The following is a 20,031-nucleotide window of genomic DNA, read 5'->3' as shown; positions in this document are numbered from 1 at the left end:
GATTAAATATATGTTAGAAATGAATGTAAAACAAAGAACCATCAAGCAAGATGTGGTCATATCTGGAGTCGGTTTACATACAGGTAAAACTGTATCTATGACAATAAAGCAAGCTCCTGAAAATCATTGGTATAAGTTTAAAAGAATTGATTTGGAAGGTCAGCCAGAAATACTGGTTGATGCTGATAATGTCACAGATACATCGAGAGGTACAACGATTTCTCAAAATGGGGCAAGTGTGAGTACTATTGAACACTTAATGGCTGCTCTGGTAGGTTTACAGATTGATAACGTATTAATTGAAATTGATGGACCCGAAGTACCTATTTTAGATGGTAGTTCAGCAATATTTATTGATAAATTTGAGGAAGCTGGTTTCGAAGAGTTAGAAGCTGATCGTGATTATTTTGAAATTCAGCATGCCATACATTATATAGAGTCTGAACGTAAGGTAGAAATCATGGCAATGCCACTAGATGGTTACCGTTTAACGTGTATGATTGATTTTAATTCGCCTGTATTAGGAAGTCAGCATGCTGCTATTAATACCATTGAAGATTTTTCAAAAGAAATATCTTCGTCAAGAACTTTCTGTTTTTTACATGAATTAGAAATGTTGGTTGATAATGGTTTGATCAAAGGTGGCGATTTAAGCAATGCGATCGTTATCGTTGATAAAGAAACATCTCCTGAGGAATTGAAGAAATTATCACATTTGTTCAACCGTGATGATGTTACTGTTGCAAAAGAAGGTATCTTGAGCAATATTCAGCTTCGTCATCAAAATGAGCCTGCACGTCACAAGTTATTAGATATGGTTGGTGACTTAGCTTTAGTAGGTCGACCACTGAAAGGACATGTTATGGCAGCAAGACCAGGTCATGCCGCTAACGTTGCTTTTGCAAAGAAAATCAAAGAGCAAATCCGCAAGGATAAAAATACAAAAAAGATTAAGGTGTACGATCCGAATATGACTCCTGTGTATGATACAGTGCAGATTATGAAGATTTTACCTCACCGTCAACCGATGTTAATGGTTGATAAAATATTAGAATTAACAGAAAATCATGTAGTTGGCCTGAAAAATGTTACAATGAATGAAGACTTGTTCATGGGGCATTTTCCTGGGGCGCCAATTTTCCCTGGGGTATTGCAAATTGAAGCGATGGCACAGACCGGAGGTATTCTAGTATTGAATACTGTTCCTGACCCGGAGAACTGGTTGACGTTATTTTTAAAAATTGAAAACGCACGATTTAAAGTGCAGGTAAGTCCAGGTGACACGATTATTTTTAGATGCGATTTGACGGAACCTATCCGCAGAGGTATTGCTAAAATGAAAGGTGTAGCTATGGTAGGTGAAAAAGTTGTTTGCGAAGCTGAGTTAATGGCTCAGATTGTGAAAGTAAAATAATAGTAGAGATGATACAGCCGTTAGCTTATATACATCCAGAAGCAAAGATTGCTCAAAATGTTGTTGTAGAACCATTTGCTACTATCCATAGGGATGTAGTTATTGGGGAGGGAACGTGGATCGGTTCCAATGTGACAATTATGGATGGGGCACGTATTGGTAAAAATTGTAAAATTTATCCAGGAGCAGTTATTTCAGGTGAACCTCAAGATTTGAAGTTCGACGGTGAAATTACAACTGCTGAGATTGGGGATAATACTACTATTCGCGAATGCGTTACTATCAATAGAGGAACAAAAGATAAATTTAAAACAGTAATTGGAAAAAATTGCCTTATTCAGGCGTATAGTCATATTGCACACGATTGTACAATCGGTGATTACTGCATATTTTCAAATAGCAGTACACTAGCGGGACATATTACCGTAGGAGATTATGTAGTTTTGGCAGGTATGGTAGCAGTTCACCAATTCTGTACCATTGGATCACATGCTTTCGTGACAGGTGGTACATTAGTAAGAAAAGATGTACCTCCGTTTATCAAAGCGGCACGTGAGCCTATTTCTTATGCAGGTATAAACTCTGTTGGATTAAGGAGAAGAGGTTTCTCAGAAGAGCAAATTGCTGAAATTCAAAATATTTATCGTGTTCTATTTGTTCAAAATAGAAATTTAACAAAAGCGGCGGCGATCATTGAGGCTGAATTTCAGGCAACTGAAATTCGTGACGAGATATTAGGTTTTATCCGCAACTCTAATCGAGGTGTTATTAAAGGATTTAATCAAAGGGCTGTCTAATTTTAGATCATTTGAAAATTATTTTAACAGATGTAGGTCGGCGTTATAATCGGGAATGGATTTTTAAACACATTACATATGAGTTTGAATCCGGAAAGTCATACGCCATACTTGGACCTAATGGTTCAGGAAAGTCCACTTTGTTAAAAGTGCTTTCGGGAAGTTTAGCGCCTTCTGCTGGAAGTATTTATTATGAAATGAGTGATAAAGCAGTGGATGTTGAGTCTGTTTTTCAATATCTTTCGCTCGCTACGCCCTATGTAGAATTAATAGAAGAATTTACGTTACGAGAGCAAATACAATTTCATTTTAAATTTAAGAATTATCTAAGCGGATATAGTGAACCTGAGGTTGTACAATTATTAGGTCTGGAAAATGCAATAGACAAAGAACTGAAATTTTTTTCATCAGGAATGAAGCAACGTGTCAAATTGGCTTTAGCTTGTTGCAGTGATTCTGCTTTCGTGTTATTGGATGAACCAACTAGTAATTTGGATACCGCTGGTGAAGGATGGTACTTAGAATTGGTTGATAAAACAAAGCGTGCAGATCGATTGTTTATCATTTGCTCCAACCAAGAGAAGGAACATAATTTTTGTGACCAGACCCTGTCTATTTCCGATTATAAAAGTTGATAATTATTAGATTTTTATTAAAAGATTAGATTTTGTAGTTTTGTGACTCAGAAAATAATTATAAAAGTTTAAATCATGGCAAAAGCATCAGACGTTAAGTCAGGAAATGTTTTAAGATTCAACGGTGAGTTAGTCGCTGTTGAGGAATTTATACATCGTACACCAGGTAATTTACGTGCTTTCTATCAAGCGAGAATGCGTAATGTGAAAACTGGTAAATTAGTAGAATACCGTTTTCGAGTTGACGAAAGTGTTGAGATTGCTCGTGTTGAAACAAACGATTATCAATATTTATATGAGGAGGGAGACTTTTTCGTTGTAATGGACAATACCACTTACGAACAGTTTAATATCCCTAAGTTCTTGTTTGGAACTTCGGCACGATTCTTGAAAGAGGGTATGAACGTAATTGTAGCATTTGAAAGTGATGAAGCAATTATGGCGCATGCTCCTAAAAGTGTTGAATTAGAAATAACATACACAGAGCCTGCAGTAAAGGGAGATACTTCAACAAATGCATTAAAAAATGCAACAGTGGAAACTGGAGTTGAAATTAAAGTACCTCTTTTTATTAATCAAGGAGATAAAGTAAGAATTGATACGCAAACAGGTGATTACATCGAGCGTGTTAAATAATATTAAGATTTAGGTTTAGGTTGATTATTCGGTCTTGTTAGCACCCAGCTGCAAGGCCGTTTTTTTTTCTATTATGATGACCAAAAATGAACTCAGGACATATTATCGGCATTTAAGATCGCAATTAGCTCCGTCGGAAGAGATTGATCTAAATTTGGGTCTGTTAGAAAATTTAAAGCGTTTGGAATGGCAAAACGTGAAATTTTGTCATGTCTTTTTGCCAATACTGAAATTTCATGAACCTAATACGCTGCTACTCATTTCATATTTGCAGGATAAGTTTCCGGAGATTCAGATTGTTATCTCCAAATCGAATTTACAGTCTAATGTGATGAGTCATTATCTTTATGATGATAAGTTGGCATTAGCTCATAATCAATGGGGCATACTCGAACCTGTAGAAGGAGTTTATGTTGACGAAAAGAGTATTGACATGGTAATGGTTCCCTTATTAATTTCAGATAAGGCTGGGAATCGGATTGGATATGGAAAAGGTTATTACGATCGCTTTTTATCTTTATGCAGACCTGATGTTCAAAAGGTCGGTCTTTCATTTTTTGAACCTATAGCGATAATCGAGGATATCGATCCTCACGATATTCCTTTGGATGTCTGTGTGACACCAAAAACAATATATTATTATTAAAATAAAAGCGGGAAGTATAAGTTCCCGCTTTTATTTTAATATAAAATTCGAAATTTTATGGTATTCTGAACTTTTTTAAGTTGTTTGATTAAATCCCGGTCATATTCACCTTTGATATCCGTGACAGCATAACCTATATCAGCCTTAGTCATCAGAAATTGAGAAATGATATTGATATCATTTTGAGCATAGACAAGATTAATCTGCGCCATGATACCAGGTACATTTTTATGAATATGAAGTAAACGTGTAACATCTTTTACTTTAGGAAGCAATAGATTTGGAAAATTGCGACTCATGTAGGTATCTCCATTATTAATGAAGTCGGCCATTCTTCTCGGAATAAATTCGGCGTTTCTCTTTTTGTCTTTTTTGTCATCAAAAACAACAATGCCTTTTGCATTGCAAATATCTTTGTTAAGATGATTTTTTGCATCACCTAAAACGCCAATCGTTTTGAGCTTATCGGCACGGGATAATTGATCTTCAGAAACAGAGATATCTTTTCCAAGTAAAAGCATGCCGACGTCTTTTGTATACTTTTCTTCAAAAGTGTCTTTCGTGCGCACAGAAAATCCATCTCTTTTTAATATATGAGAAGCAATTTCAGGAACCTCTCCGACGATCAGACAAAGAATCCGATTTTTAGGGTAGGAAATAGCGCGGGGTAAATTATTGACATATAGAAATTCATCAAAACTAGGTGTAATAAAATCCGCTTTTTCAGTGACTGTTTTTCTGGAAATATTTTCAGTAAATGCAAAGAATTTCTCAATAAGCCCAGATTCTTTTAATTGAAAATCAGAATACCCATCACCAATGCCGTAAATAGTACCATCTATTTTTAATTCCTGTAGTAATTTTACTTTACCGCCTTCATCTGATAAAGGATTTGATTCGTCAAATCCGATGATATTATCATGCTCATCAAATATAAAGGTGTTCGCGTAGATATTTTCCTTTTTGATATTGTAAGGAATAACAACTGGCGTAATGAACTCTTTAAATCCTCCAGATACAATCCAAGCGGTGTCCGAATTTTTTTTGAAAAACTCTCTATTTCTTGAGAATGAAGTAGAGACTTTCTTTTTCAGGTGTGTAATAAGTTTGTCGAGATGACTTTTATTTGCTTGTAGTAATTGGACACGACCAGCTAATGCTTCACGAAATGAAAGTTTACCCTCCATTGCAAGATTGGTGTAGCGTTCAATTTCAAGATATATCTTTTCCCTGTCAGGATGATGTTCTAGCGAAATTTTTGCTAATTCGTCCAAAGCCTCTACTTGCGTAAAGGTACTGTCAAAATCAATGATGTAATAATTTTTCACGGTTTAGTTTGAGTTTAGGATTAGATTATTTATTGTCAATTATAGCGTACAGCTATCTCTTTTAAGGTCGTTTCTAAAGATTTATATTCAAAAGCTAATGCTTGTTGTAATTTTGCATCTGTATAGGCTAGCTTCTCGCTAGACGCCCTAGCACTATCTTTTGTAAGTGTCGATTTTTCCTTTTTTATTGATGCAACTGCAGTCGCTAGCGTAGCTGCGATCATGAGTACAGCAGGGGGGACTGCTATTTTAGGAGCTGCTTTACCCATCAAGGCACTTGCCTTCTCCAGTAGTTCTTTATTGCTGAGGTTCACATTATTGATAATAAAACGTTCTCCTGATATATTTTTTAGTGCCATTAGATTGCGCATAATGGAAGCCACATCTTCGACATCAACCACACCAACTGTACCTGTTGGGTAATATTTTAATCCTTTTTTGATTAATGAAAATATCGCACCGGAACCTTTTGCACCAGAGGAAGCTCCAATGATAACAGATGGATTTACGATAACAGCATTTAAACCTTCTGCAATACCTCTCCAAACTTCCATTTCACTTTCATATTTTGAAATTGCGTAGTTGGATAACGAAGACTCATATTCCCAATAGTCTTTTTCACTAACAGGAGCTTGATTTTTACTGGATCCTAATGCAGCAACAGAACTGACATGAACAAGTCTGGCCTGATGTGCTAGACAAAGGTTGACAACATAAGCGGTCCCTTCAACATTTACTTTTTTCATGTTCGCCGCATCTTGTTTTTGGTAAGATACGACAGCGGCACAGTGGTACACCTCAGTGATATTTTGGAATGCTTCTTCAAGATCAAAGTAGTTACAAATATCAGCGTCAATCCATTGGATTAAAGACGATGATAATAGCTGTTCTGGAATTATCGAGTTTGAGCGTTTCGTAGCTATCACATCAATTCCTAAATCGATCAATTGCTTGATCAATGTAGCCCCTAAAAATCCGGTTCCTCCTGTTATTAATATCACATGTTAAAGATAACGTTAAAAATAATGTTTTCAAAAGTAAGTTAATAAATGGATATTTGTCTAAGGCAAGGTTTTAATTTTTGATTACCGTCAATACAAATTCATCATATGTCATTATCCGTTTTTTTTAGTCCGATTGTTACCCTAAAGCTATTTCCTGAAGAAGGATTTTTTCGTTCGCAACTTGGCAATGTTGTTCGTTTTTATGACAATCAATTTCCGACTTGGGATAAAGACGATAAGCCACAATTGGCTATAATTGGCGTAGAAGAAGATCGTGCTGCTGTTAATAATCAGGGCTGTGCAAAATCTCCTGATGCGATAAGAAAACATTTGTATCAGCTTTACCAAGGGGATTATGCAATCAACGCTGTTGATCTCGGTAATATTAAAGAGGGGGCAACGATAAAAGATACTTACGCAGCACTTAGAGCAGTTGTTGAAGAATTATTAGCCGATGATATCCTTCCTATAATAATTGGTGGTGGTCAGGATCTGACCTACGCACAATACTTAGGCTATCAAAATCTGGGGCAAAAGGTGGAAGTGGCCGTAATAGATGGTCGATTTGATCTGAACCAGGAAAGTGGTGAACAGGTTGCACTGGATTCAAGATCATATTTGAACCATATTATTCTGCACGAACCCGATTACTTATTTAATTTAAATAATATTGCATATCAGACCTATTTGGTAAGTAAAGAATCGCTGAATATGTACGATAAGTTATTCTTCAATGCTACTAGGCTCGGGGCAATAGCCGGTCGAATGGATCAATCTGAACCGCTGGTGCGAGCCGCTGATATGGTTAGTTTTGATATTGGAGCTATCCGTGCTTCTGAAGCTTCGGGCAATGCGAATGCAATGCCAAATGGTTTATTTGGCGATGAAGCCTGCCAGATTGCACGTTACGCAGGGATGTCAGATAAATGTTCTTCAATCGGGTTCTATGAATTTAACCCATCTTATGATCCCATGCAGCAAACAGCCATGTTGGTATCCCAGATGATCTGGTGCTTTATAGATGGCTTTTATAACCGTAAGCAAGATACCCCTTTATTACCAAAATCGTCTTATATTATCTATAGAACGACCCTGGAAAATGAGGAACATGAATTGGTATTTGTTAAAAGTAAAAAATCAGATCGCTGGTGGATGCAAGTTCCATATTTTGGGTCACGTTCTGTTAATGAAAGGTATCATCTAGTTCCTTGTCGATATGAGGACTATCAGATGGCTGTTACAGGTGAAATGCCTGACCTTTGGTGGCGAACTCATCAAAAGTTACAGTAGTTTTAATGGTCTGAAAAGACCATTTTTTATTTAGTTAAGTGAATTTATGGAAACAGTGTATATTATTATCGTTATCATTTTATTAGTTGTTCTAATTGTAATTTCTTTGAAAAAGAAGGATTCACATCAAGATGATAATCAGTGGAGACAGGAGAAGGAATTAATGGCAATAGAACTGGCAAAAGTGCAGCAACGTGAACAGAGTTTATTGCAAGAGCGGGCGATGTTGCGTGATGAACTGGAAAAAGAACGGGAGCATGTACTGATCGTTGAACGTTCTTTAGAGAGCACACGTTCTTTTTATGAGGCGCAGCAAGATAAGTTTCAGGAGCAGAAAGTGGAGATTGCTGCTATTAAAAGCCAATTTAATACCGAGTTTCAGGTCATTGCCAATAAAATTTTAGAAGAAAAGACACTTCGATTTACAGAAACCAATTCGAAGTCCATTGGATTGATCTTAGATCCTTTAAAAGAAAAAATCAAACTTTTTGAAGAGAAAGTGGATAAAACTTATTCGCAGGAAGCCGCAGAAAGAAACTCTTTGAAAGGTGTGGTGCAACAGCTGATGGAGCAAAGTTTGCGGATTAAGGATGAAGCGACCAACTTGACGCGTGCTCTTAAAGGTGACGCAAAGAAACAGGGAAATTGGGGCGAGGTAATCTTAGAACGTGTTCTGGAACGCTCGGGGCTTGTGAAGGATCGTGAATTTAGATTGCAGGCATCATTTACAGATATTGATGGGAGACGAATGCAACCCGATGCCATTATTGATTTGCCCGAAAATAAACATCTAATTGTCGATTCAAAAGTTTCTTTGATAGCTTACGAGCGTTGGGTAAATGCAGAAGATGATATCGATCGTGCAGTGTTCGCAAGACAGCATATTTTATCTGTGGAAAATCATGTCAAAGACCTTTCTGCAAAAAATTATCATGAATTGTATGGTATTGAATCTCCAGATTTTGTCTTACTCTTTATGCCGATAGAATCTGCTTTGAGTATGTCGGTTTCCGAAAAACCAGATCTTTTTAGTGATGCATGGGATAGAAAGGTCGTAATTGTAAGCCCATCTACGCTTTTAGCAACCTTACGTACCATAGCTAGTATCTGGAAACAAGAAAGACAGACACGTAATGTTATTGAAATTGCCAAGGAAGCCGGAGCACTTTATGACAAATTCCACGGATTTTTAACAGATATGGATCAAGTACAGGCACAATTGCAAAAAGCATTGAAAAGCCATGAAGATGCTTCTAAAAAACTATCTTTCGGCGCTGGTAATGTGATTAAGCGCGTGGAGAATCTGAAGAAATTAGGTGCTAAGGCAAATAAGCAAATTGATTCCAAATATTTGGATGAAGAAATAGAAGAAGAGGATTAAACCTCTTCTTCTATTTCTTCGTTCATTTTCTTAAGCCTTTTATTGATCGATATATCGATAGAAGCATCCTTTAAATGGTCTATAGCAGCTTTCTCCGTAACGGTATAAGCATCCGATTCATATTCATCGATTATGCGTTGATTGTAGATCGCCTTATCATAAGCATCTCTTCCTGAAAGAAGCTTAACGAATACCGGTAAACACTCAAGGAAAATAAAAAGTAATCCGATGAAAGTAACCGCATTTGCAGTTGCTTCATCCACTTGTCCGTTAGCTTTAAACTTAAGGTTTCCAAGGGCTGAATTTCGATCAGCAAATCCAGCCAGATTAACAGCGCTATCCAAACTGGCATTTGAAAGCCCTTTTTGATTTAATATACCTTCCGCTTTTTGTTTGTCAAGTATTAAGCGCTCTTTAGCTATAATTGAGCTACGTAAACTGTCAAGATATACTGTTGATTTTTCTAATTCAAGTTCTTTTCGTTTTGCATATGGTCCGTATCCTACTACACCAGATGTTTCGGTTGTTTTATTACCGAAGATTTCAAAGTTGAGCTTTTGTCGATCGGCTTTGATTCTTGCATCAAGGGAATCCCTTTCTGTGGTAAGTGATTTAAGTTGAGTAAGATCAAGGGTATATTTTTTGTTAAAAATAATATTTAGACTGTCTATCTTAGCCCGTTCATTGGCAATATAGGTTGTCTTTAAATTTTCTCTTATTTCTTTGTCGAAAATTTTAAGCTCCAAAGGTCTTGAAATAACGATACCAATTAATATGGCAAGTAATATCCGCGGTAAAGCCTGTAAGAATTGAAAGCCACCTGTTTTCGATTTATTAATACTCAATACAATATAACGGTCCATATTGAAGATCATTAGACCCCATATGATACCAAATACAATTGCTAAAAGCCAATCCAGATAGGTTCCACTAAAAACAAAATACATAGCATAGCCACCAGAAAGGGAGGCAAAAAGACCCGTGAAGAAAATAGTAGCACCAATAGCCACATACTTATTATGTTCTTGCGGATATTTTTTTAATGTCTCTTCATGTACACCTGCGCAGTACAAGAAAAAATGATTGATATTATTCATTAATGAAGATTTATGCTATGAGACAACAAAATTATAAAATAGTTTCAGTACTTTTCTGGTTATTACAATATTGTGATAAATATACAATACTTATTTTGATCTTTCTAAAAAGTATTACTTACACAAATATTTGTAACTTTGCCCAAATTATTGCGAGAATAAAAAGATATATAATGAAGAAAAAACGACTTTTGCCATTTTTTTTAATTGTGGCAACTGCCTTTGTTGGTTGCGAGGAAAAGAAACAAATGACAGATAATCCGCTATTATTAGCATATGATACTCCATTTAATGTTCCTCCATTTGATAAAATCAAAGACGAACATTTCAAACCAGCTTATGAAGAAGCTATTAAAGTTCATAATTTAGAAATTGATACAATTGTAAATAATACAGAAGAACCTACTTTTGAGAATACAATTTTAGCAATCGAAAATGCAGGAAGTTTACTAGGTAACGTTTCGCGTGTATTTGATAATTTAAGCAAGGCTAATACAAATGATAGTATTAATGCATTAGATAAAGAAATGGCTCCTATATTAACGGGTCATTACGATGAGATCTCAATGAATAGCAAATTATTCAATCGTATTAAAACAGTTTGGGATAAGAAATCATCATTGGGATTGGATGCTGAGGATCTTAAACTATTAGAGGATACTTATAAGAATTTTGTGCGTTCAGGGGCAAATTTAAAAGATGTTGATAAAACTAAATTAAAAAAAATCAATTCCGAATTAGCAGGGTTAACTGTTGATTTTGGACAGAATGTATTGGCCGAAACTAACGCATTTGAATTGATTATTGATAGTGCAAACCAATTAGATGGTTTACCAGAATCATTGAAATCTGCGGCCGCGGAAGAAGCAAAAGCTAAAGGAAAAGATGGGAAATGGTTATTTACTTTGCAGAATCCTTCTGTTATGCCATTCTTGCAATATGCTAAAAACAGAGATTTAAGAAAGCAAATTTGGGAAGCATATCAAATGCGTGGTAATAACGATAACGCAAATGATAATAAGGAAGTCCTTAGAAAAATAGCTAACCTACGTTTAGAAAAAGCTAAGTTACTAGGATATCCGTCATACGCAGCTTATGTATTGGAAGAGTCAATGGCCAAAAATCCTACTAATGTATATGCATTATTAAACAAACTATGGACACCTGCTCTTAATAAAGCAAAAGGCGAAGCGACTGATATTAATAAAGAAATTAAAGCTGAAGGTGGAAATTTTGAAGTAGCGCCTTATGACTGGAGTTACTATACTGAAATTATCCGTAAGAATAGATTTGCATTAAACGAGGATGAAATCAAACCGTACTTTAGTTTACCGACTGTGCGAGAAGGCGCATTTGCTGTTGCTAATAAATTATATGGATTAACTTTTGTTGCTTTAAATAATGTGCCAGTATACCATAAGGATGTTGAGGTATATGAAGTTAAGGACAAAGATGGTTCTCACTTAGGATTATTATATGCCGATTTCTTTCCTCGCGCTTCGAAAAGTAGCGGTGCTTGGATGACATCTTACCGTAATCAAAGTAAGAAAGAGGGAAAACGTAATGCACCTGTAATCTCGATCGTTTGTAATTTCACAAAACCTGTTGGTGACCAACCGGCATTATTAACTTTTGATGAAGCGAGTACTTTGTTTCATGAATTTGGACATGCCTTACATGGTTTATTATCAAATGTAAAATATAAAAGCTTAGCCGGAACGTCCGTTTCTAGAGATTTTGTAGAGCTTCCATCTCAGATTATGGAAAACTGGGCAGCAGACGCCGCGGTATTGAAAGAATATGCTAAGCATTATAAAACTAAAGAAGCAATTCCAGATTCTTTAATTGCTAAAATGGAGAAAGCAGGTACGTTTAATCAAGGCTTTGCAACTGTTGAATACCTTGCAGCTTCTTTGTTAGATATGAATTATCATGCTGCGACTACTCCTATAAAAGGTGATATCAATGCCTTTGAAAAGGAATCAATGAAGAAAATAGGTTTGATTGATGCTATTATTCCGCGTTATAGAAGTACTTATTTTAAACATATTTTTGAAGGAGGATATTCTGCAGGATATTATGCGTATATCTGGTCCGAAGTATTGGATTCGGATGCTTTTGCAGCTTTTAAAGAAAAGTCATTGTATGATCAGCCAACAGCAGATTCATTCCGCCGTAATATCTTAGAAAAAGGTGGTACAGGAGATCCTGCTCAGATGTACAAAATATTCAGAGGAGCGGAGCCAGATCCGAAATATTTGTTAATTAAGCGTGGCTTGAATTAAACACATAAAAAAACAAAAAAAAGGAGCAAAATTATTTTTGCTCCTTTTTTTGTTTTTTTATTCGTCAGATTCGGAATTAATCTTTACATTTGATTATTATTTATAATTAGTCTAAATACACACAAGGTATCATGTTTTAAATAAAAGCGAATCATATGTGTCAATCAGTCGTTCTCAGCCATAAAGGCAAATCTCATATCAGTTATTGCACGAAGTGTAAAACATTTTATATCTGGCAAGACTCTTTCCTATTAAGTTTAGGTTATCTTCAGTTTGAGTCCTTTGTTTCCGCAACGATGAGAAGTAATGTGAAAGGGAACTATTTTAGCTTTCCTGATGGTGATATGCGCGTATTGATTGATACACCTTGTCCAGAAATTGTTTTTGTTTTTAATGAAACCGAATGGAATGATTTTTCGGATGCACTGTCAGAATCCACTTACATGAGCGAAATATATCAGATGATGTCCAGCTAAAGATAAAAAGTCCTGTAGGCCTTTTCCACTTTCTTCTTCTATTCTTTTAAAAGGCTTTACAGGCACTATTAAAGTCCGATGTTCATTTATATACGAATCAAATAAATAATATTCGGACTTCTCTCGAACCCAATACATAAAAAATTGGTAAATAAAAAAGGGTTGTTTGAAAACAACCCTTTTTTTATTACAGAAATGCATAGACTTATTCGCCGATAGCATAATATTTAAATCCTAGATCTTCCAGGTACTTTCTGTTTAACAGTTTTCTGCCATCAAATATAAAAGCGGGTCGTTTCATTTGGTGTTTTATGGTGTACCAGTCATAGTTTTTAAACTTATCCCATTCCGTTAACACAGCAATAGCATGGGCGTCTTGGCATGCCTGAATGGGATCATTTACGACCTTTACAAGTGCTCTATTTTCTTCAGGACTTCTTGTATTTAAATAATCGAGATCAGCGTAGATACGTTCGGCTGTGACTTTAGGGTCGTATATCGTGATTTCAGCTTGTTCACTTAATAAGTAATCAGCAACGTAAATAGCTGCAGATTCTCTAGTGTCATTTGTATCCTTTTTAAAAGCCCATCCCAAGAATGTAATTTTCTTTCCTGATACTGTATTGTACAAAGTTTGGATGATATTATCTGCAAAGCGCTGTTTTTGGTGATCATTCATGATGATGACCTGATCCCAATAATCTGCGACTTCATTCAGACCATAACTTCTTGCAATATACACAAGGTTTAAAATATCCTTTTGAAAACAGGAACCGCCAAACCCAACAGATGCCTTTAAAAATTTTGAACCAATACGGGTATCCATGCCAATTGCTTTAGAAACTTCATCCACATTGGCACCTGTTTTTTCGCAGAGTTCAGAGATCGAATTTATCGATGAAACGCGTTGTGCCAAAAAGGCATTTGCCGTCAATTTAGATAATTCCGAAGACCATAAGTTAGTCGTCAAAATGTTAGTGTCAGGAACCCAATTTTGGTAAATTTTTACGAGCGTATCAATTGCTTCTTGATTTTCTCCACCAATTAACACGCGGTCCGGGGCTAATAAGTCTTGAATAGCAGTACCTTCGGCTAAAAATTCTGGATTGGATAGGATATGAAAATTAACACCATTGCCTGTATGGTCGAGAATACTTTTTAATGCTGCTGCAGTACGCACAGGTAAAGTAGATTTTTCGACAATAATCTTATCTGTTTTTGCAACAGAAGCAATTTGTCTCGCACATAATTCAATGTATTTGAGATCAGCAGCCATCCCTTTTCCTTTTCCGTAGTTTTTGGTAGGGGTATTGACAGAAATAAAAATCATATCTGCTTCATCTACAGCTTTATCGACATCAGTAGAGAAAAATAGATTACGACCTCTTGCCTCAGCGACAATCTGTGTTAGCCCTGGTTCGTAGACCGGAAGGTTATCCAAATTTTCGTCATTCCAGGCCGCAATACGTTCGACATTGACATCAACAATGGTGATTTGGATATGAGGACATTGTTGAGCAACAACAGACATCGTCGGTCCGCCTACATATCCAGCACCGATACAACAGATTTTTTTGATATTAAATGACATAGCTTTCTATTTCAGCATTCTTATGGTATTGCAAAAATAGTAAAATATTTAGTTTGGATAGCAGGAATGCCGATGAATTTGATGTTGTAATTGCTTATATATTTATTAAATTTACTGATTATAAAAGGATACGAAATTGATCAAGCAAGAGATAATAGATAAGGTGTTGGATGCTGCTCGAATAGAGGAGGTTGTAGGTGATTTTGTAGACTTGAAAAAGAGGGGTACATCGCTTATTGGTAACTGTCCTTTTCATCATGAGAAGACGCCATCTTTTCACGTTTCTGTTTCCAAAGGAATCTATAAATGTTTTGGATGCGGGGTTGGAGGAGATTCGTTGAAGTTCGTGATGGAACTGGAGAAATTTTCTTATCCGGAAGGCATTAAATACCTCGCTAATAAATACAGTATAGAGGTTGAAGAGGTTGAACGCTCGCCAGCACAGTTAGCGGCTCAAGATAAGAGAGAAAGTTTATATGTGTTGAGTGCATGGGCCAGTAAATTTTTCAAAGATGAAATGTGGACCACAGAGATGGGGCAGGTTATTGGCCTGCACTACTTTAAGGAACGTGGCTATCGGGAAGATATCATTAAAAAATTTGAATTGGGCTATTCCCCCGATAATTGGACTGCACTTGTTGATGCAGCGACCAAAGCGGGTTTTCATCCTGACTATCTGAAGGAAATTGGGCTCGCGATCGAGCGCGATGATAAAAGCTTATACGATCGTTTCCGCGGACGTGTTATGTTTCCTATCCATAATTTGACTGGAAGAGTAATCGGTTTCGGAGGAAGGACATTAAAGACAGATAAGAAAGTTCCCAAATATGTAAACTCACCAGAGAGCGATATCTACCATAAGTCAGATGTGCTTTATGGACTCAATTTTGCGAAAAAAGCAATCATGGAGGAGGATAACTGCTATTTGGTAGAAGGATATGCAGATGTAATATCTACCCATCAAGCAGGTGTAGAAAATGTGGTATCTTCATCAGGTACATCATTGACGACAGCACAGATTCGACTTATTGCGCGCTTCACAAAAAATGTAACAATTCTTTATGATGGAGATGAAGCTGGAATTAAAGCTTCTCTTCGGGGAACGGATATGTTGCTGGAGGAAGGTTTGAATGTTAAGATTTTGCTTTTCCCAGATGGTAATGATCCCGATTCGTATGTAAAGACTTATGGTTCTTCCGTATTTAAGTCCTATATCAAAGAGAATCAACAAGATTTTATTTTTTATAAAACTAGAATTTTACTTCGCGATACCAATAATGATCCGATAAAAAGGGCAGAGGTGATCCGTGATGTCGTTGAGAGTATCGCATTGATTCCGGATGAAATTAAAGTTTCAGTTTTTATACGGGAGTGCAGTAATTTATTGGATATTGAAGAGCGAATCTTACTTTCAGAATTAAATAAGATCCGAATTTCAAAATCTAAGAAAGCAGATAAGGATTTCGGTAAGAAGAGTACTCCGGTTATGGGGGCAGGGGCTCCACCAATGGATGGACCTCCTGCAGATTTTTTCATGACCGATGAAGAAAGAGGTGGTGCCGCGCCGCTGGCACCAGAGACATCTGCGCAGCAGATTACTTCAGAAATACTTCAAGAACGTGAAATTATACGGATTCTTATCAATTATGGCGACTATCTGGCGACCTGGGAAGGGGACGGAGATATACCAGTAGCAGGGGTTTTACTAAGTAATATCGCTGATGTCAATTTTGAGGACAAGGCCGCAGCTTTTATCTTAAATGTTTATCGTGAGGCGGTTGAAAAATTTGAAATACCGGAGGCTAAGCAGTTTTACTCTAATCAAGACGCTGCTGTTGCTGAGCTTGCTATTAACTGTGTTGCGTCCAAGTACAATCTGAGTGAAAACTGGAATGATGATAAACGTAAAATCTATGTAACTCAAGAATATGAGCATTTAAAAGTGCTTGTTGTCACTTCGATTTACCGTATCAAAAAACGTAAAATAACCCGTGAAATGGTCAAGATCCGTGAAGAGCTAAAGACGGAAAAGGATGACGCGAATGTCGAAGTTTTAATTTTCAAATATCAAAAACTTAAAGATGCCGAGAAGATGTTAGGAGGATTACTCGGAAATACCGTAGTCAAGTAAAGTATGGCCAAGCATCTTGAATTCGGCAAATTAGGAGAGTCTTATGCGGAAAAATTTCTGCAGGATTTAGGGTGTGAAATTTTGTTAAGAAATTGGCGATATAAGAATTTAGAAGTAGATTTGATAGTCAGAGATGCCGGTATTTTAGTTTTTGTTGAGGTAAAAACTCGTCGTAAGCTTGATTACGGAGAACCGTTTGAGTTTGTTGACTGGCAGAAGAAACGAAAATTGACAAGAGCTGCAGATGTATATTTGAAAAAATATGATGTGACTGGAGAAATTCGCTTTGACATTATATCAGTTCTCATCACAGATAAAGATAACATACAATTAGAACACATCAAAGATGCGTTTTGGAATGAATAAAAGTAGATTTAATATGAAAAAAACAACCTATATCCTCTTAGGTTTAGTACTTGGTTTAAGTGCCTGTAAAACGAAGAAGTCAGGTAAACTGGAGTTTGCTAAACCCGATGCTAGCCAATCAATTCAGCTAGGTGATCCAATTCAATTTCAGCTCAAATTTAATTCACCTGATCTGGACTCGGTTGTATATTATATCGATGATAAGATGGTTGCTTCTGGAAAAGATACTTCTGCAGTGCAGGTAGACAGTAAGAACTTAGCCTTGGGTACACGCAATATTTCTGCAAAGGTATATCAAGGAACAAGTATTGATAGTGCAAACGCATACATCACTATTGTACCACCAGCTCCAAAAGAATATGGGTTCGAAATTGTCAATAAATTTCCACATGATACGACAGCATTTACCCAAGGGTTACAATATGAAAATGGGTTTTTGTATGAGTCAACAGGTAGTGGCGGAGGTACACTTACCTCCTTGAGACGCGTTGACTTAAAAACGGGTAAAGTGCTACAGAAAAAAGAGTTTGATTCAGAAAAATATTTTGGTGAAGGAATGACCATCATGGGAGATAAAATCGTGATGTTGACATGGAAAAATATGGAAGGTTTTGTTCTTAATAAATCAAGTTTTGAACTGGAGAAAACTTTTCCTTATAAGGATAGTAAAGAAGGTTGGGGCTTAACCTACGATGGCAAAAGATTAATTAAGTCTGATGGATCCAATAAATTATATTTTTTAGATCCGAATACACAGCAAGAAATGAGTTCTGTTGATGTTTATGACGAAAATGGTCAGGTGAATTTTCTAAATGAACTGGAGTATATTGATGGTAAAGTGTATGCGAATGTATATGAAAAGGATATTATTGCTATTATAAATCCTGAAACTGGAATCGTAGAAGGTCGAATTAATTTAGTTGGGATCTATCAGCATGCACAATACGATAATGAGTTGAATGGTATCGCCTATGATCAAGCAGGTAAAAGATTGTTTGTCACTGGAAAACTTTGGAATACTTTATTTGAAATCAAGATGATCGCCCGTTAGGCTACCTACCTTGTCACATTAAAAAATATCTATTTTCAATCAGTAGCTTTGATGCGATGAAGATTGAAAAAAGAGCATAAATAGATTTTATGCTCTTTTTTTTTGTCTTAAGTTTTGGACGCATTACCTCCCTTAGATAGACATATAGATTTGCTGGGAATCTTATGAGAGACACCTTTGAATCTTGTTAGATTTTAGTAGGAATATTTAATAGCCTAAAGGCAGGGTTTGTAGAGGATTTATAGAGCTTTACCTCTATGAACCCTCTACAAACCCTCTATTATCACACTATAAAAACTTAAGGAAATTATAAGATGATCCCTATTAGATAGTAAGTTGTTTCAACTGCCATGAAGGGAGGTCATTTGTTTACGCTTTACCAAATACAGGTGGTAGGAAATGTATTTGTTGCTATAGGGTCATTGCCTTTTCTAACAGGACTTAGATCGTTTGAATTAATAGCTAGGGATAATAAGTCATAGCTATTGAATTAATTCATTTTGCAAAATATTTTTCTTTTATCAAGCAGATCTCGATGGTAAAGGAGAAATTTATGATTGTATGCCAATCGGTGATGCTCAAGTAACAATGGATCGCTATGGATATTTTTAATAACATCCATAGCGATCCATTTTTTTATTAAGGGCGTAACGTATTTGGCTTAATATAAAACTGCATTTTATCACTTAGGGGTTCAAATTCTTCTTTTTGAGCCTCTTCCACACGGTCTGGGTAAAGTATTCCATATAAATGGTCTACTTCATGCTGAAAAATAACGGCAGTAAACCCCTCAATATTTTCCTCCTTTATTTTGCCTTCTTTACTAATATATTGTAAGCGGATGGTATTACTGCGAAGTACCTCTTCCCGACGATCAGGTATTGATAAGCATCCTTCAACTCCCTTTCTGATGAATTTTGATCGCCAAATAATTTTAGGGTTAATGTAACTTTCAAAAGGTTCACCTACTTTATCAAATCGTTGTACAACAATTAAGTTTTTATTTATTCCTATTTGCGGGGCCGCGATGCCAACGCCAGCATGCTCTGGATCTTGGACTGTGCTAAACATTCTTTTTTCTAAGATTGCGATCGATGGGTCATCAAATTTAAGGTCAACAGAAGTGGTCGTTAATACAGTCAGATCTTTCTCATTTGTAATTTGTAGCACACGTAATTTTTCTGTTTCTGTACCATTATTGATGATCTTAAGATCATCTGCGCTAAAATTTTGTCCTGCCTGAATATCTACTGGTCTTTCGTTTTTTTGTTTATGAAAAGCTTTTTCTCCTGCCATAATCTTTGTCTCTAAAATGTTTTCTTGAGGTGGTACAGGGCAGCGATAGCCATTGCTGTACGCACAGTAAGGGTTGTAAGCGGTATTAAAATCTATAGTTGCTTTGCCATTTATGATGTCCTCCGTTGATAAATCAATATAACGTCCACCACTATAGCTTTCCTGACCGTTTGTTAAATCTAAAAAGGGTAGAAAGAGGTGGTTTTTGTATTGTGGATTTTGAAATAGCGCCGCACTTTGATAAACTGTCAGTTGATAGGGTTTATTGTTTAAAGTGAAATTTAAAATAGCATAACGTTTATAGGGGTTGCTAGTTCCATCGTAAGTGGGCATTTTGAACGTTTCTTCTCCTATTAATAAGGTAACGTCCGCCGTCACTTGGTATGCTTTATCTACTGGGAAATAATCTAAAAACTGTACCTGGTCTGCCGGTAAAGGACCGAATTTTGACTTGGAGAGACTCAAAGCTTTTTCTTGGCGATCTTTTAGAATAAGCGCCTGGTAATCTTGAGCATTTGCTTTTATACTTACAGTAATTAAGAAAAGCCCAATTAATATGGTGTATTTCATTCATTTTAATTTAAAGTCTAGCAAATTTATAGATTTT

17 protein-coding genes are annotated in these 20,031 nt (G+C 36.2%); 12 read left to right on the top strand and 5 right to left on the bottom strand.

Features of this window, described 5'->3' with window-relative positions; translation table 11 throughout:
• Positions 1 to 19: 19 nt before the first annotated feature.
• From JAZ75_RS05605 to JAZ75_RS05585, 5 genes are all read left to right on the top strand, one after another.
• Positions 20 to 1,414, top strand: a complete 1,395-nt coding sequence (locus tag JAZ75_RS05605) for a bifunctional UDP-3-O-[3-hydroxymyristoyl] N-acetylglucosamine deacetylase/3-hydroxyacyl-ACP dehydratase (protein WP_183916341.1) — start codon at positions 20 to 22, stop codon at positions 1,412 to 1,414.
• An 8-nt stretch (positions 1,415 to 1,422) separates the two neighbouring features.
• Entirely contained in the window at positions 1,423 to 2,211 is a 789-nt protein-coding gene (lpxA, locus tag JAZ75_RS05600) for an acyl-ACP--UDP-N-acetylglucosamine O-acyltransferase (RefSeq protein WP_021191865.1), read from the top strand.
• 11 nt (positions 2,212 to 2,222) lie between these two features.
• Positions 2,223 to 2,846, top strand: coding sequence for an ATP-binding cassette domain-containing protein (locus JAZ75_RS05595; RefSeq protein ID WP_208700500.1), 624 nt, complete (start codon positions 2,223 to 2,225; stop codon positions 2,844 to 2,846).
• A gap of 75 nt (positions 2,847 to 2,921) precedes the next feature.
• Positions 2,922 to 3,482, top strand: a complete 561-nt coding sequence (gene efp / locus JAZ75_RS05590; protein ID WP_021191864.1) for an elongation factor P — start codon at positions 2,922 to 2,924, stop codon at positions 3,480 to 3,482.
• 73 nt (positions 3,483 to 3,555) lie between these two features.
• Positions 3,556 to 4,128, top strand: coding sequence for a 5-formyltetrahydrofolate cyclo-ligase (locus JAZ75_RS05585; RefSeq protein WP_232789364.1), 573 nt, complete (start codon positions 3,556 to 3,558; stop codon positions 4,126 to 4,128).
• A gap of 35 nt (positions 4,129 to 4,163) precedes the next feature.
• Here the strand turns inward: JAZ75_RS05585 and JAZ75_RS05580 are convergent, their stop codons facing one another.
• Together JAZ75_RS05580 and JAZ75_RS05575 are read right to left on the bottom strand one after the other, a co-directional pair.
• A complete protein-coding gene (locus tag JAZ75_RS05580; RefSeq protein WP_021191862.1) occupies positions 4,164 to 5,456 on the bottom strand; it encodes an HAD-IB family phosphatase in 1,293 nt (430 codons plus the stop codon).
• Positions 5,457 to 5,491: 35 nt separating this feature from the next.
• The gene (locus JAZ75_RS05575) at positions 5,492 to 6,457 is read right to left on the bottom strand and encodes an NAD-dependent epimerase/dehydratase family protein (protein WP_208700498.1); all 966 of its coding nucleotides are present in this window, start codon (positions 6,455 to 6,457) and stop codon (positions 5,492 to 5,494) included.
• A 108-nt stretch (positions 6,458 to 6,565) separates the two neighbouring features.
• On the opposite strand from JAZ75_RS05575, the gene JAZ75_RS05570 reads away from it, so the two are divergent.
• Together JAZ75_RS05570 and rmuC are read left to right on the top strand one after the other, a co-directional pair.
• On the top strand, positions 6,566 to 7,750 hold the full coding sequence (locus JAZ75_RS05570) for a formimidoylglutamase (RefSeq protein ID WP_208700496.1): 1,185 nt from the start codon (positions 6,566 to 6,568) through the stop codon (positions 7,748 to 7,750).
• 46 nt (positions 7,751 to 7,796) lie between these two features.
• Positions 7,797 to 9,131: a DNA recombination protein RmuC gene (rmuC, locus tag JAZ75_RS05565; protein ID WP_021191859.1), complete on the top strand. Its 1,335-nt coding sequence runs from the start codon at positions 7,797 to 7,799 to the stop codon at positions 9,129 to 9,131.
• Here rmuC and JAZ75_RS05560 read toward each other — a convergent pair.
• The gene (locus JAZ75_RS05560) at positions 9,128 to 10,228 is read right to left on the bottom strand and encodes a DUF4407 domain-containing protein (RefSeq protein ID WP_208700494.1); all 1,101 of its coding nucleotides are present in this window, start codon (positions 10,226 to 10,228) and stop codon (positions 9,128 to 9,130) included. The genes rmuC and JAZ75_RS05560 overlap by 4 nt on opposite strands.
• 173 nt (positions 10,229 to 10,401) lie before the next feature.
• Here JAZ75_RS05560 and JAZ75_RS05555 point away from each other — a divergent pair, with 173 nt between their 5' ends.
• Both JAZ75_RS05555 and JAZ75_RS05550 read left to right on the top strand, forming a co-directional pair.
• On the top strand, positions 10,402 to 12,513 hold the full coding sequence (locus JAZ75_RS05555; RefSeq protein WP_208700492.1) for a M3 family metallopeptidase: 2,112 nt from the start codon (positions 10,402 to 10,404) through the stop codon (positions 12,511 to 12,513).
• A gap of 155 nt (positions 12,514 to 12,668) precedes the next feature.
• Positions 12,669 to 12,989 (top strand): hypothetical protein, encoded by a 321-nt coding sequence (locus tag JAZ75_RS05550; protein ID WP_031286983.1) that lies wholly within the window; start codon positions 12,669 to 12,671, stop codon positions 12,987 to 12,989.
• A gap of 205 nt (positions 12,990 to 13,194) precedes the next feature.
• On the opposite strand, the gene JAZ75_RS05545 is transcribed toward JAZ75_RS05550, so the two are convergent.
• A complete protein-coding gene (locus tag JAZ75_RS05545) occupies positions 13,195 to 14,580 on the bottom strand; it encodes a nucleotide sugar dehydrogenase (protein ID WP_208700490.1) in 1,386 nt (461 codons plus the stop codon).
• Between the two features lie 136 nt (positions 14,581 to 14,716).
• Here JAZ75_RS05545 and dnaG point away from each other — a divergent pair, with 136 nt between their 5' ends.
• Genes dnaG through JAZ75_RS05530 form a run of 3 tightly spaced genes read left to right on the top strand, consistent with a single transcriptional unit; the run spans position 14,717 to position 18,128 of the window.
• A complete protein-coding gene (dnaG, locus tag JAZ75_RS05540) occupies positions 14,717 to 16,711 on the top strand; it encodes a DNA primase (RefSeq protein ID WP_208700488.1) in 1,995 nt (664 codons plus the stop codon).
• Positions 16,712 to 16,714: 3 nt separating this feature from the next.
• A complete protein-coding gene (locus tag JAZ75_RS05535; RefSeq protein ID WP_132771615.1) occupies positions 16,715 to 17,077 on the top strand; it encodes a YraN family protein in 363 nt (120 codons plus the stop codon).
• Positions 17,078 to 17,090: 13 nt separating this feature from the next.
• On the top strand, positions 17,091 to 18,128 hold the full coding sequence (locus JAZ75_RS05530; protein ID WP_183916328.1) for a glutaminyl-peptide cyclotransferase: 1,038 nt from the start codon (positions 17,091 to 17,093) through the stop codon (positions 18,126 to 18,128).
• A 639-nt stretch (positions 18,129 to 18,767) separates the two neighbouring features.
• On the opposite strand, the gene def is transcribed toward JAZ75_RS05530, so the two are convergent.
• Entirely contained in the window at positions 18,768 to 19,994 is a 1,227-nt protein-coding gene (gene def / locus JAZ75_RS05525) for a peptide deformylase (RefSeq protein ID WP_165902449.1), read from the bottom strand.
• Positions 19,995 to 20,031: the final 37 nt, after the last annotated feature.

Origin of the sequence: Sphingobacterium sp. UDSM-2020 (assembly GCF_016132525.1) — a bacterium.
GTDB classification, from domain to species: Bacteria; Bacteroidota; Bacteroidia; order Sphingobacteriales; family Sphingobacteriaceae; genus Sphingobacterium; species Sphingobacterium anhuiense.
This window is presented reverse-complemented; position numbering and strand designations above follow the sequence as displayed.

Coding starts and splice junctions, on each gene's coding strand:
- JAZ75_RS05530 (WP_183916328.1), top strand. CDS start 17,091: ATGAAAAAAACAACCTATATCCTCTTAGGTTTAGTACTTGGTTTAAGT.
- JAZ75_RS05570 (WP_208700496.1), top strand. CDS start 6,566: ATGTCATTATCCGTTTTTTTTAGTCCGATTGTTACCCTAAAGCTATTT.
- JAZ75_RS05585 (WP_232789364.1), top strand. CDS start 3,556: ATGATGACCAAAAATGAACTCAGGACATATTATCGGCATTTAAGATCG.
- JAZ75_RS05555 (WP_208700492.1), top strand. CDS start 10,402: ATGAAGAAAAAACGACTTTTGCCATTTTTTTTAATTGTGGCAACTGCC.
- rmuC (WP_021191859.1), top strand. CDS start 7,797: ATGGAAACAGTGTATATTATTATCGTTATCATTTTATTAGTTGTTCTA.
- JAZ75_RS05560 (WP_208700494.1), bottom strand. CDS start 10,228: ATGAATAATATCAATCATTTTTTCTTGTACTGCGCAGGTGTACATGAA.
- efp (WP_021191864.1), top strand. CDS start 2,922: ATGGCAAAAGCATCAGACGTTAAGTCAGGAAATGTTTTAAGATTCAAC.
- JAZ75_RS05545 (WP_208700490.1), bottom strand. CDS start 14,580: ATGTCATTTAATATCAAAAAAATCTGTTGTATCGGTGCTGGATATGTA.
- JAZ75_RS05550 (WP_031286983.1), top strand. CDS start 12,669: ATGTGTCAATCAGTCGTTCTCAGCCATAAAGGCAAATCTCATATCAGT.
- lpxA (WP_021191865.1), top strand. CDS start 1,423: ATGATACAGCCGTTAGCTTATATACATCCAGAAGCAAAGATTGCTCAA.
- JAZ75_RS05535 (WP_132771615.1), top strand. CDS start 16,715: ATGGCCAAGCATCTTGAATTCGGCAAATTAGGAGAGTCTTATGCGGAA.
- JAZ75_RS05605 (WP_183916341.1), top strand. CDS start 20: ATGAATGTAAAACAAAGAACCATCAAGCAAGATGTGGTCATATCTGGA.
- def (WP_165902449.1), bottom strand. CDS start 19,994: ATGAAATACACCATATTAATTGGGCTTTTCTTAATTACTGTAAGTATA.